We start from the raw sequence: 12,618 nt of genomic DNA on the forward strand, positions 1-12,618 counted from the left end.
GTCGCTCGTAAGACTCGCTCCGTGCGGGGCTGGGTTGGGAGCGGATAGTTGAGCGGCGGGTTTGCAGCCTGTGTGCTTTCGTCCGGGCGGTCGGGGTTTGCGACTGCGTCGCGTGTGCTTCGGCCGCTCGGTGGCGGGACGGCCGCGAACGGTCGCTCGTAAGACTCGCTCCGTGCGGGGCTGGGTTGGGAGCGGATAGTTGAGCGGCGGGTTTGCAGCCTGTGTGCTTTCGTCCGGGCGGTCGGGGCTTGCGACTTCGTCGCGTGCGCTTCGGCCGCTCGGCAGCGAGACGGCCGCGAACGGTCGCTCGTAAGACTCGCTCCGTGCGGGGCTGGGTTGGGGGCGGATGGTTGAGCGGCGGGTTCGTTGCCCGTATGTGTTGCGTCTGAGCGGTCGGGGCTTGCGACTTCGTCGCTGCGCTTCGGGCACTCGGCAGTGAGCTGGCTGTGATCGGGTTGTTCGTGAGACTCGGTCGGTGCGGGGCTGGTCGACGGTTGAGCAGCGTGTTCGCGGCCAGCATGTCTTGTGTCGGGCGGCCGAGGGTTGCGACTTCGTCGCGTGTGCTTCGGGCGCTCGGCAGTGAGCTGAGCTGGCTGTGATCGGGTCGGCCGTGAGACTCGCTTCGTGCGGGGCTGGGTTGGGTCCGGACGGTTGAGCAGCGGGTTCGTAGTCTGCATGGCTTGCGAGCGAGCGATTGGGACTTGCGACTTCGTCGTGTGTGCTTCGGGTGCTCGTTGGCGAGTTGGCCGTGATCGGTCGCTCGGCAGACTCGGCCCGTGCGGGGCTGGGTCGGCGGTTGAGCAGCGGGTTTGCGGCCTGCATGTCTTGCGTCGGAGCGGCCGGGACTCGTGACTTTGTCGCGGGCGCTTCGGCCGCTCGGCTGGACCCAATGGCCGCGCCTGCGCGCGGACGCGAGATCGTCGCTGGTAAGGCACGCTCCGTGCGGGGCTGGGCAGGGTGCGGAGGTGAAGGCCGGGTTGTGTTCATTGCTGCGGGCGGGTCGTCGTGGGACTCACTCCGCGGTGGTTGGGTGCGTTCGGTCGATGAGTTCCTAGCAGGGGTGGTGGGGTGACGGGTGGTCGTGCGCTCGACTGCCAGTAGTGGTGACCGGGGTGTCGGCGGTGATGTTTAGACTCGGTTGGCTGTTCTAAATCCCCGCCTGCGCTCAGGAGATGTCGATGTCCTCCCACCGTCCACCTCTCGCAGGACTGGCCGCGGTGGCCGGTGCCGACGCCGCGCTGCGGACCGTTGCCGACCTGGTGGGCAAGTCATCGGTGGAGTTGGTCGCGCCGTCCGCGGTGCGACCGTTCGTCGCGTCGACCATCGCGGCGAAACGGCCGCTGGTGATGGTGACGGCGACGGGGCGCGAGGCCGACGACCTGGCCGTCGAGTTGACGGAGATGCTCGGTGGCGCGGTCGCGCAGTTCCCGTCCTGGGAGACGCTGCCGCATGAGCGGCTGTCGCCCGGTGCGGACACGGTGGGACGCAGGCTGGAGGTGTTGCGGCGGCTCGCGCAGGATTACGGCATCGCGGAGCGATTCGATGAGGGGCGGCGGTCGAGCGACGGGCGGGCGGATCCGGTGTTCCCGGAGCCGCTACGCGTGGTGGTGACCACCGTGCGCTCGTTGATGCAGCCGATGGCCGCGGGGCTCGGCGATATCGAGCCGATCGTGCTGCGCATCGGCGCGGAGTTCGATTTCGACGAATTGCTCACGCGCCTGGTGGAATTCGCCTACACACGGGTCGACATGGTCGGCAAGCGCGGTGAGTTCGCGGTGCGCGGCGGCATTCTCGATGTTTTCCCGCCGACCGCCGATCATCCGGTGCGCGTGGAGTTCTGGGGCGACGAGGTGACCGAGCTGCGCCCGTTCGCGGTCGCCGATCAGCGCTCCCTCACCGATGTCGAGGTGGATGTCGTCGTCGCGACCCCGTGCCGGGAACTGTTGCTGACCGAGGCGGTGCGCGAGCGTGCCGCGGCGGTCGCGGTGGACAATGCCGCGGACGCGGCGCTGGTCGAAATGCTGGAAAAGCTGACCGAGGGCATCCCGGTGGAGGGGATGGAGGCGCTGCTGCCGGTGCTGCAACCCGGTGAGCTGCGGCTGCTGACCGAGGTGCTGCCCGAGGGCACGCATATCGTGCTCTGCGATCCCGAGAAGATCCGCACCCGCGCGGCCGACCTGGTGCGCACCGGCGAGGAGTTCCTCGAGGCGTCCTGGACCGCGGCCTCCTTCGGTGACGCCGCGCCACTGGGCGGGCACGGGCTCGATCTGGCGGCCTCGGGCTACCGCGCGCTGCCGGAGATCCACGAGAGCGCCGACCGGCACGGGCTGCCGTGGTGGAGTCTGAGCCCGCTCACCTCCGGTGATCCCGCCGAGGTGGTGCTTCCGGTGCTGGCCGGGCCCGCGGCCCGCGGCTCCGACGAACTGGTGGCGACCATCTTCGCCTCGCTGCGGGCGCATGTGGCAACCGGTGGGCGCGCGGTGGTGGTGGTCGCCGGTCACGGCACCGCGCAACGTGTGCTGGAGCGGCTCGCCGATGCCGAAGTGCCGGCCGCCGCACTCGGTACGGGCGCTGAACCGGCGGCCGGGGTGGTCGGCGTGCTCTGCGGTTCGCTGCACGACGGCCTGGTCTTCGACGACGCGGGCCTGGTGATCGTCGCGGAATCCGATCTCACCGGTAACCGGGTCACCGCACCCGCCGAGGGCAAGCGACTGCCGGCCAAGCGCCGCAATCAGGTCGACCCGCTGGCCCTGAACGCGGGCGATATGGTGGTGCACGACCAGCACGGCATCGGCCGGTTCGTCGAGATGATCGAGCGCACGGTCGGCGGGGCGCGCCGCGAGTACCTCGTCATCGAGTACGCACCCGGCAAGCGCGGCCAGCCCGGCGACCGGTTGTTCGTGCCGATGGAGTCACTGGACCAGCTCTCCCGCTACGTGGGCGGCGAAATGCCGAGCCTGTCCAAGCTGGGCGGCTCCGACTGGGCCAATACGAAACGCAAGGCGCGCAAGGCTGTTCGCGAGATCGCGGGCGAGCTGGTGCAGCTCTACGCGGCCCGGCAGGCCGCGCCCGGACATGCGTTCGGTCCCGACACCCCGTGGCAGCAGGAGATGGAGGACGCCTTCGCGTTCACCGAGACCGTCGACCAGATGACCGCCATCGCCGAGGTCAAATCCGATATGGAGAAGGCGGTTCCGATGGACCGCGTGGTCTGCGGCGACGTCGGATACGGCAAGACCGAGATCGCGGTGCGCGCCGCGTTCAAGGCGGTGCAGGACGGTAAGCAGGTGGTCGTGCTGGTGCCGACAACCCTGCTGGCGCAACAGCATCTACAGACCTTCACCGAACGGGTCGCGGGCTTCCCGGTCACCGTGAAGGGCTTGTCCCGCTTCACCGATCCCGCCGATTCGCGCCAGGTGCTCGAGGGTATGGCCGACGGCTCGGTCGATATCGTGGTCGGCACCCACCGCCTGCTGCAGACCGGGGTGCGGTGGAAGGACCTCGGCCTGGTGATCGTCGACGAGGAACAGCGCTTCGGTGTCGAGCACAAGGAACACATCAAGGCGCTGCGCACCCACGTGGACGTGCTGACCATGTCCGCCACCCCGATTCCGCGCACCCTGGAGATGAGCCTGGCCGGCATCCGCGAGATGTCGACCATCCTCACCCCGCCCGAGGAACGTCACCCGGTGCTCACCTACGTCGGCGGATACAACGACAAACAGGTCACCGCCGCCATCCGGCGCGAATTGCTGCGTGACGGCCAGGTCTTCTACGTGCACAACCGGGTGTCTTCGATCGATAAGGCCGCCAAGCGGATTCGCGATCTGGTACCGGAGGCGCGGGTGGTGGTCGCGCACGGTCAGATGAACGAGGACATGCTGGAGCAGACCGTGCAGGGCTTCTGGCAGCGCGAGTTCGACGTGCTGGTGTGCACCACCATCATCGAGACCGGTCTGGATATCTCCAACGCCAATACCCTGGTCGTGGAGCGCTCCGACGCGCTCGGCCTCTCCCAGCTGCATCAGTTGCGCGGTCGCGTCGGACGCAGCCGGGAACGCGGGTACGCCTACTTCCTGTACCCGCCGGAGAAACCACTCACCGAGACCGCCTACGACCGGCTGGCCACCATCGCGCAGAACTCCGATCTGGGCGCGGGCATGGCGGTCGCCATGAAGGATCTCGAGATCCGCGGCGCGGGTAACGTTCTGGGCGCCGAGCAGTCCGGTCACGTGGCGGGCGTCGGTTTCGATCTGTACGTGCGGCTGGTCGGCGAGGCGGTGGAGGCCTACCGGGCCGCCGCCGACGGTAAGCCGATCACCACCGAGGAGGTCAAGGAGGTCCGCATCGACCTGCCCGTCGACGCGCACATCCCGCCCGACTACATCGCCAGCGACCGGCTCCGCCTGGAGGCGTACCGCAAATTGGCCGCCGCCCAGGATGATTCGGCGCTCGCCGCCGTCGTCGAAGAGCTGGTCGACCGCTACGGCCCGCTGCCGGTCGAGGTCGGTCGCCTGGTCTCGGTGGCGAAGCTGCGGCTGCTGGCCCGCGAATACGACGTCACCGAAATCGCCGTCACCGGAACCACACTGAAGATCTCGCCGCTGCTCGGCATGCCCGATTCCAAGCAGTTGCGGCTCAAGCGGCTCTACCCGAGCGCGGGCTACAAGGCGGCCAGCGGTGTGGTGCAGCTGCCGCTGCCCCGGGTCGAGGACAGCGTGGGCGCGGACCGGGTGCGCGATGTGCAGCTGCTGCAATTCGTGGCCGATCTGCTGCTCGCATTGGATGGAAAAGCCCAGGGCGCGGTGGATCTCACCGTCGCGACCGAGACGTCGCCGAGCCGATGAGTCCGGACCGCGACGCGGCCGGGGGGCGGCACGCCGACACGGGCAACGGTCGTAGCGATGCCGCCGGGCCGACCGATGCGGACGGGGCGTCGGCCCGATCGGTGCCGGACCACACCGATACCGCGCTGGTCGCCGCCGGTCTGGCCGATGCCGTCGAGGTGATGGACCGGTTGTGGAGCTTCGGGGGCTGGGAGGTCACCCAAACCCACGACTCGCTGCGCCCCTATCTGCTCGAGGAGACCTACGAACTGCTCGACGCCATTCAGCACGACGATGCCGAGACCATCAAGGAAGAACTCGGTGATCTTCTGCTCCAGGTTCTCTTCCACTCCCGGATCGCGCAGGCCGCGGGGGAATTCACCGTCGATGACGTCGCCGCCGCCCTGGTCGCCAAACTCGTCAACCGCAGCCCGCATCTGATCGACTCGCCGATCGACCCCGGCGCCACCGTGGCCGAGAAGATCGCCGCCCAGGAAGCCGCCTGGGAGGAGCGCAAATCCGCCGAGAAATCCCGCCGGTCCTGCCTCGACGGCATCGCCATGGCGCAACCCGCGCTGGCGCTGGCCGAAAAGGTGGTCGCCCGCAGCGCGAAGGCGGGCCTGCCCGCCGATCTGGTGCCGGATGACCTGCGCATTGTCCACCTCGGCGGCCCGGACAGCGCGGAAGAACGCCTCCGCAAGGCCACCTTGGCCTTCGCCGCCGCCGTCCGAACGGCCGAGGACGCCGCCGAGGCGGACCGCGGGCAACGCTCGCCGCTCTCCGGTGCTGACTGGCGCAGGTACTGGTCCTGACCGCGGCGCGGTGTGGCGAGGGGAGCCTCACCTGCGGGAACTCGGCGCGGAGGCAGCCGCGGGGCGCGTAGCGTTGGCCACAAGAGTCGGCTGGCGGGCGTTGGGTGTGCGTCGGGGTGCGGCGACACCGGTGCGGCCCGGGATCGGGAGGTATCGGATGCTGAGTGTGTTTTCGTCGCCGGGGCACTACGTGCAGGGGCGCGATGCGACGGCGGCGCTCGGCGCGCAGATGGTTCGGCTCGGGATCGGCGGGCCGGTCACGATTGTCGCGGGCGGGAGTGCGCATCGGCTGCTGACCGATGTCTGGCAGCGGTCGCTGACCGAGGCGAAGATCGACTTCACCGTGCATCGTTCCGGCGGTGAGTGCAGCCGCGCCGAGATCGACCGGGTCACCGCGGCGGTACGGCAGAGCGGCAGCACCGTGGTGCTCGGCGCGGGCGGCGGCAAGGTGCTCGATACCGCGCGTGCGGTCGCCGATGATCTGGGGCTGCCGATGATCAGTTGCCCGACAACGGCTTCCAGCGATGCGCCGTGCAGCGCGCTGTCGGTGATCTATACCGAGGACGGACAGGTCGAGAGCTATCAGCTCGGTCACCGCAATCCGGCGCTGGTGCTGGTCGACACCTCGGTGATCGCGCGGGCGCCGTCCCGGCTGCTCGCCGCGGGCATGGGTGACGCCCTGGCCACCTGGTTCGAGGCGCGTACCTGCACGACGGCGCATGTGCGCAATATGCGCGGCGGCGCCTCCACCCGCAGTGCCACTGCCCTGGCCGAATTGTGTTACCGCACATTGCTCGCCGACGGATCGCACGCACTCGCGGCCGTCCGCGCCCGGACCGTCACGCCCGCGCTCGAGCGCATTGTCGAGGCGAACACCCTGCTGTCCGGCCTCGGATTCGAATCCTCCGGTCTCGCCGCCGCGCACGCCGTCCACAACGGCCTCACCGCCGCCCCACCGACTCACGCCTACCTGCACGGCGAGAAGGTCGCCTTCGGCGTCATCACCCAACTGGTCCTCGAAGGCGCACCGTCCGACGAGATCACCACGGCCCTGGACTTCTGCGCCGAGGTCGGCCTCCCCACCACGCTCGCCGCACTGGGCCTGGCCGATCCCGACCACGCAACCCTGTCCGCCATCGCAACCCGCGCCACGGGCCCCGACGAGACCATCCACAACGAGCCGTTCGACGTGGACGCGCCGATGGTGCTCGACGCCATGCGCGCCGCCGACGCCCTCGGTACCGCCGCGGCGCGTTGATCGGCCGGTGTCTCCGGTCCGCTCTCGACGCCGGATCCACCGTCAGGCGTCTCACGGCCGGACCCGCCGGGAACTTCGAGGGTGCCTATGAGCTGGAACAATGGTGAACCGCGCGGCAGGTGACCGGCGCGTACGACCGACGAGCGGAAGGATGTCGACTATGGGCGGCCCCTCGGAAGCGCGGGAGCCGGACGCGGGATTTTCCGTCGATGGGCCGCGCGCGGGGAATGGTCCGCGCACGTGGAATATGCCGCCCGCGATCGAAGGTAAGCGCGCCACCCAGGAGCGCAGTAGGTCGAGTAAGCGCCGCATCCTCGACGCCGCGGTCACCGTACTCGCCGAGGAGGGCTACGCCAAGGCGACCACCGTGCGAATCCAGCGGCAGGCCAATGCCTCTCGCGGTGGTCTGCTCCATCATTTCCCGTCCCGCGATGCCCTGCTCGTGGCAGCGGTGCACCACCTCGCGGTGGAACGTTTCCGGGACCTCGGCGCCCGCACCGACTGGCCCGCCGACCCGCGCGAGCGGATTGCCGCCGCGATCGACACCCTGTGGGCCACCTACGCCCAGCCGTACTTCTGGGCCTCCATCGAACTGTGGATCGCCGGTCGCGCGCACGAGGAACTGCGCACCGCCTTGGTGCCGCAGGAACATGCCATGGGCGCGCTGGTGCGCTCGTGCACCGACGGCTTCTTCGGTCCGCAACTCTGCGCGAACTCGTCCTATCCGATGGTCAGGGAGATCTTGAACACCAGCATGCGCGGTGTGGCGCTGACCTACGCATTGGAGCCGCGCGATCCCCGCACCGATCCGCACATAGCGGACTGGCAGACCCTCGCCTGCCGGTTGCTGCTCGACAACCGGGTGTGAGCTGCCCGCGAAGTGTTAACACGGAGCGACTCGACACCGAACTCTCATCTACCCGCAAGCATGTTGTCACCGTGCGTCGGGAAACCCTTCGGTAGGCCTTCGCTATTCTGGCGTTGGAACCCCGAAGCCAATGGCGGGCAACCGCCGGGAGGGACGTTCGGTCCGGTGCCCATCAGCAGAGTCGCGGAGCACCCGCGGCCGAACCACGTGTTGTTCCACTTCAGCGACACTCATTTGATCGCCGGTGACGGCGCGCTCTACGGCGCGGTCGACGCCGACGAGCGGCTGCGGCAGTTGCTGGATCAGGCCGCGGCCGCCCGCATCCGGCCGACAGCGATCGTGTTCACCGGCGACCTCACCGACCGGGGTGAGCCGGAGGCCTACGACAAGTTGCGCGCCATCGTGGAACCGTTTGCGCGGCATGTGGGGGCCCCGATCGTATGGGTCACCGGCAACCATGACGATCGCGCCGCATTGCGGCGCGGACTGCTCGACGAGCGCGCGTCGACGGCGCCGCTGGACCGGGTGCACATGATCGATGGATTGCGCATCATCGCCCTGGACACCTCGGTGCCGGGCTACCACCACGGCGAGCTCACCGACGACCAGCTGGCCTGGCTGCGCTCGGTGCTGGCCGAGCCCGCGCCGTTCGGCAGCATTCTGGCCATGCACCATCCGCCGGTACCGTGTGTGCTCGACCTCGCCGTCACCGTGGAACTGCGCGAGCAGCGCAGGCTGGCCGACGTGCTCGACGGCAGTGATGTCCGCGCGATCCTGGCCGGGCACCTGCACTTCTCGACCTACGCGACCTTCGCGGGTATCCCGGTCTCGGTGGCGTCCGCCAGCTGCTACACCCAGGATCTCGGTGTCGCCGCGGGCGGACTGCGTGGCCGCGACGGTGCCCAGGCCTTCAACTACGTGCACATCTACCCGGATACCGTGGTGCATTCGGTGGTTCCGATCGATCGAGGACCGACCGTCGGCGACCCGGCAACGCCGGTGGAGGCGGCGCGACGACTGGCCGAGGAAGGTATCGTCATCCCGCCCGCTACCCGCATCCCGCACGTCATGCGGCGTCCGCAGCCCACCCCCGAGTCGGATGACGAGGCGGTGCGCTGATCGGTCAGGCCGCGCCGGGCTCCGATTCCGCGATGGCGCTGTGCGGTACCAGCCCGATCCGCTCCCACGGGGCGGGGTCCGGATAGTAGTCCGCCAGGAACTGCGAAACCGCCTGCACCCGTTCGGCTTCGGTGACCTCGGGAAAGCTGCCGTCGTTCAGGCAGAAGAAGTCGACGTCGCGCCGTTCCGCGAGCCCGGCCAGCAAGGCGAGCCCGGCGCGACCGGTGGTATCCACGTATCGCATGCGCGCCGATTCCTGCGGTACCGCGCGGCCGGTCAGCAGCGCGTAATAGTGGTACAGCGAGTTCGTAACAGAAATGTCGGTGGCGGAACGGAATCGACTGGCCCTGGTGCGCGCGAAGTCGCCGCCGAACTCGTCCTCCATTTCCAGTAGTACGCTGCGCCGCAACGGGACCGGGGTGTGCTCCAGATGCCGCGTGATGACGTGCCCGAAGCGTTCGGCGAGCAGTGCGCGGTTCACCCGGGCGGCGTTCTCGAATCCGCTGCGCCGCTCGTTGTTTCGTCCCGGCCCGATCCGGGTGTCGGCCTCGATGAAGCGGCTGATACCGGCCGGGGTGAAGAACATCGAAGGCCGCGTCGGGCGGGCGAAGAACATATCGTCGTTGGAGTAGAGGAAGTGCTCGCTGAGTCCCTCGATATGCTGGAGTTGGCATTCCACCGCATGGGAATTGAAGGTGGGTAGTTCGCTGGTGTCGCTGAAGTGATCCACCGCCCGCACCACGGTGACCGCGGGGTGGTCGGCAAGCCATTCCGGGACCGCGGAGTCGGTGGCGATGAAGATGCGGCGGATCCAGGGCGCGTTCTTGTGTACCGACCGCAGCGCGTACTTCAACTCGTCGATCTGCCGGATGCGGGCGTCCGCGTCGTCACCCTCGCCGACCACCACCTGTGCGAGCATTCCCGAACGGCGAGCACGGAATTCGGGATCGGAGCCGTCCACCCAGGAGAAGACGATGTCGATATCGAAGTCGACATCGGTCGGATGCGGGGCGAACATATCGGTCAATGTCGGCCAGTTGCGGTCGAACAGCCGGACTTCGGTCCGTGTCACATCGGCGAGGTCGAAGACGCGGCGGGTCAATGCGTTCGGTCGTGGGCATTCGACCGTGTCGCCGTGGTATTCCCACAGTTCGAGTTCGATGTGATGCGCCGGATCGGCATCGCGGCCGAGCCGGAAGACGTTGTATCGCACCTCGGCCCAGGCGAATCCGGCGGCCTGCGCGGCCGCGAGCACCCGCTGCACCATGGTCCGGTGGGCGGCGTCGACGGCCAGCACCAGCCGGTGCCCGCAATCGCGCACCAGCAGGAACGGGATCTCGGCCACCGCCAGTTCGGCCCGTAGGTAACCCAGATCCGTGCTCATCGTGTCCGAAACCACCAGATTGCTCGCCGTCGGCCGGGCGACCATATCCACCATCCGGGGGTCCGCTGCTCCCATATCCACCATGCTCATCTCCCCATCCGTCGGGTCGTTCGATCGGCATATGCCGGGGCACCGCGCCGGAAATCGGACGGCGACCCCGCCGACGTGTGTGCGTCGGCCGGGGGCGCCGCGTCCGGCGCGGTCGTAGTCAGGGATTGGGGACGGTGCGATAAGGCAGGAACGAATTGGTCGTTCGATGTCCAGGCGATCGGTTCAGCATTTCGTTCTCACCTCACTCGCGTTCAGACGCTCATGTGTCATTCGGGGAGGTGCTGATCCGGGTCCGCGGCAGGTCGACCGAGCGCGGGTGGGATCAACACGCAGGGCCGGACAATCATCGGCCGGCGAAGACATGAACTCCTGATGAACAGGGCGTTCCTACGAATGATGCATCCGATGTCGGCGTCCGTCAATCGGAAACGCGACCGGTGTCCCGGACAGGATGGGCGCGAACCCCACTCGAGTCCAACTTAGGCTAGCCTAGCCGAAGTATGACCTGATCCCGGCGCTCGCCGGACGGTGTGGAAGGAGTAGGCGCGATGCGGGTTGTGATTCTGTTCGGTTCGGAAATGGGAACCGCCGAGGGCGTCGCGGACGGCGTTGCCGCGGAATTGTCCGGTGCCCACGATGTGTCGGTCTACGACATGACCGACTTCGATGTCGATGATCTGGACGCGCACGACTTCCATGTCATCGTCTGCTCGACCTACGGCGATGGCGAATTGCCCACCGGCGCGGAACCGTTTTTCGACGCGCTCGATGCGCGCGCACCCGATCTGACCGGGTTGCGTTTCGCGGTTTTCGGACTCGGCGATTCGGTCTACGGCGACACTTTCAACCGCGGCGGTGAGATTGCCGCGGAGCGGCTGACCGACCGCGGTGCGACCCAGGTCGGCGAGCACGGGCGTCACGACGCATCGACCGGGGTACGCCCCGGGGAGATGGCTCGCGACTGGGCGCGCGCACTGCCGATCCTCGTGTTCGCCTCCGCGCGATAATCACCCGGAATCACTTCGGACAAAGAGCGCAGCGCCAGCGACGAAGGGGCGCAGCGCCTTAGACTGCTGGGGTAGCGCGGCACAGCCCGTCGCGCGCGACGATCCATGAGGTGACGAAGATGGCAGCCGGAGTGAGCCCCGCGCAACAAGACCACTCGACCGATCATCCCGAACTCGATGTCCTACCCGAATGGCCCCTGGAAACGATTGCGGTACTGGTCACCACCGATCCCGCACCCCATGCGATTCCGGTCTCCTGGCCTGTGCGCGCCGGTGACCGGAGCATCCTGCTCAGCCTCAAATTCGATCGCGGTTCCCTGGCCCGGCTGCGCGAGCGGCCCGGAGTGGCACTGCTGATTCTCGGCGGTGGCAATGTCGCGCTCTGTGCGCGCGGCACCGCCCGTGTGGTCGCCGAGGAGATGCCGGACGCCGCGGATTACGTAGCGGTGCGTATCGATGTCGAGGTGATCGATGACCACCGGCAGTCCGCGTTCGAGGTGGCCGACGGTATTCAGCGCACGGTCCTCGACCCGACCGAATTGCAAGCGTTGCGGGGCCGGGTGGCCACGTTGCGCGAGTGGGCCGATAATTCCGACTGAGCCGAGACCGCAACAAGGCGGGCACCAAATAAAAACCGGCACAACAACAACGGAACAGCGGTAATAATCGTGAAGAAAGGCGGCGCGGACGCGCCGAGCGGAAGGGGATCATGAGCGTCACACTGGCCAAGGGCGGAAATGTTTCGCTGTCGAAGCAGGCCCCGAACCTGACCAAGGTTTCGGTGGGACTCGGCTGGGACGTGCGCACCACCACCGGGGCGGATTACGACCTCGATGCGAGCGCGCTCGCCACCGGACCGAACCTGAAGGTGCTGTCGGATCAGCACTTCATCTTCTACAACAACCTGCGCTCGCCGGAGGGCACCATCGAGCACACCGGTGACAACCTCACCGGTGAGGGTGAAGGCGATGACGAGACGATCAATGTCGACCTGGCGGCCACGCCTCCGACGATCACCAACATCTTCTTCCCGGTCTCGATCCACGACGCCGACGCCCGCGGCCAGTCGTTCGGTCAGATTCGCAACGCCTTCATCCGGGTGGTCGACGCCTCGACCGGCGCGGAGCTGGCCCGCTACGACCTGACCGAGGACGCTTCGATCGAGACCGCAATGGTTTTCGGCGAGTTGTACCGGCACGGCGGTGAGTGGAAGTTCCGTGCCATCGGCCAGGGCTACGCCTCCGGTCTCGCGGGGATCGCCCGCGACTACGGTGTGAATATCTGAGATAGCCG

The 12,618-nt window shown here is 68.0% G+C and carries 9 protein-coding genes; 8 read left to right on the plus strand and 1 reads right to left on the minus strand.

Annotation, left to right across the window (positions count from 1 at the left end):
* Positions 1 to 1,178: 1,178 nt before the first annotated feature.
* From mfd to AB0H61_RS38110, 5 genes are all read left to right on the plus strand, one after another.
* A complete protein-coding gene (gene mfd / locus AB0H61_RS38090; RefSeq protein ID WP_357313590.1) occupies positions 1,179 to 4,847 on the plus strand; it encodes a transcription-repair coupling factor in 3,669 nt (1,222 codons plus the stop codon).
* 161 nt (positions 4,848 to 5,008) lie between these two features.
* Positions 5,009 to 5,638, plus strand: coding sequence for a MazG family protein (locus AB0H61_RS38095; protein ID WP_357313636.1), 630 nt, complete (start codon positions 5,009 to 5,011; stop codon positions 5,636 to 5,638).
* A gap of 157 nt (positions 5,639 to 5,795) precedes the next feature.
* Entirely contained in the window at positions 5,796 to 6,896 is a 1,101-nt protein-coding gene (locus AB0H61_RS38100; RefSeq protein WP_357313592.1) for a glycerol dehydrogenase, read from the plus strand.
* 247 nt (positions 6,897 to 7,143) lie between these two features.
* Complete coding sequence (locus tag AB0H61_RS38105) at positions 7,144 to 7,764, plus strand: TetR/AcrR family transcriptional regulator (protein WP_357313638.1); 621 nt, start codon at positions 7,144 to 7,146, stop codon at positions 7,762 to 7,764.
* 165 nt (positions 7,765 to 7,929) lie between these two features.
* Complete coding sequence (locus AB0H61_RS38110; protein ID WP_357313594.1) at positions 7,930 to 8,883, plus strand: phosphodiesterase; 954 nt, start codon at positions 7,930 to 7,932, stop codon at positions 8,881 to 8,883.
* A gap of 4 nt (positions 8,884 to 8,887) precedes the next feature.
* Here the strand turns inward: AB0H61_RS38110 and AB0H61_RS38115 are convergent, their stop codons facing one another.
* Positions 8,888 to 10,312 (minus strand): stealth family protein, encoded by a 1,425-nt coding sequence (locus tag AB0H61_RS38115; RefSeq protein WP_357313640.1) that lies wholly within the window; start codon positions 10,310 to 10,312, stop codon positions 8,888 to 8,890.
* 554 nt (positions 10,313 to 10,866) lie between these two features.
* On the opposite strand from AB0H61_RS38115, the gene AB0H61_RS38120 reads away from it, so the two are divergent.
* The 3 genes from AB0H61_RS38120 (at position 10,867) to AB0H61_RS38130 (ending at position 12,610) form a co-directional block, all read left to right on the plus strand.
* Positions 10,867 to 11,325, plus strand: coding sequence for a flavodoxin domain-containing protein (locus AB0H61_RS38120; protein ID WP_357313596.1), 459 nt, complete (start codon positions 10,867 to 10,869; stop codon positions 11,323 to 11,325).
* A 119-nt stretch (positions 11,326 to 11,444) separates the two neighbouring features.
* Positions 11,445 to 11,924 (plus strand): hypothetical protein, encoded by a 480-nt coding sequence (locus tag AB0H61_RS38125; RefSeq protein ID WP_357313598.1) that lies wholly within the window; start codon positions 11,445 to 11,447, stop codon positions 11,922 to 11,924.
* 110 nt (positions 11,925 to 12,034) lie between these two features.
* Complete coding sequence (locus AB0H61_RS38130) at positions 12,035 to 12,610, plus strand: TerD family protein (RefSeq protein ID WP_357313600.1); 576 nt, start codon at positions 12,035 to 12,037, stop codon at positions 12,608 to 12,610.
* The last annotated feature ends 8 nt before the right edge of the window (positions 12,611 to 12,618 follow it).

The organism is Nocardia sp. NPDC050710, assembly GCF_040654375.1.
Lineage (GTDB): Bacteria > Actinomycetota > Actinomycetes > Mycobacteriales > Mycobacteriaceae > Nocardia.

Excerpts from the sequence above, each read along its gene's own strand:
- AB0H61_RS38120 (WP_357313596.1), top strand. The coding sequence starts at position 10,867 with ATGCGGGTTGTGATTCTGTTCGGTTCGGAAATGGGAACCGCCGAGGGC.
- AB0H61_RS38115 (WP_357313640.1), bottom strand. The coding sequence starts at position 10,312 with ATGGTCGCCCGGCCGACGGCGAGCAATCTGGTGGTTTCGGACACGATG.
- AB0H61_RS38130 (WP_357313600.1), top strand. The coding sequence starts at position 12,035 with ATGAGCGTCACACTGGCCAAGGGCGGAAATGTTTCGCTGTCGAAGCAG.
- AB0H61_RS38095 (WP_357313636.1), top strand. The coding sequence starts at position 5,009 with ATGGACCGGTTGTGGAGCTTCGGGGGCTGGGAGGTCACCCAAACCCAC.
- mfd (WP_357313590.1), top strand. The coding sequence starts at position 1,179 with ATGTCCTCCCACCGTCCACCTCTCGCAGGACTGGCCGCGGTGGCCGGT.
- AB0H61_RS38105 (WP_357313638.1), top strand. The coding sequence starts at position 7,144 with ATGCCGCCCGCGATCGAAGGTAAGCGCGCCACCCAGGAGCGCAGTAGG.
- AB0H61_RS38100 (WP_357313592.1), top strand. The coding sequence starts at position 5,796 with ATGCTGAGTGTGTTTTCGTCGCCGGGGCACTACGTGCAGGGGCGCGAT.
- AB0H61_RS38125 (WP_357313598.1), top strand. The coding sequence starts at position 11,445 with ATGGCAGCCGGAGTGAGCCCCGCGCAACAAGACCACTCGACCGATCAT.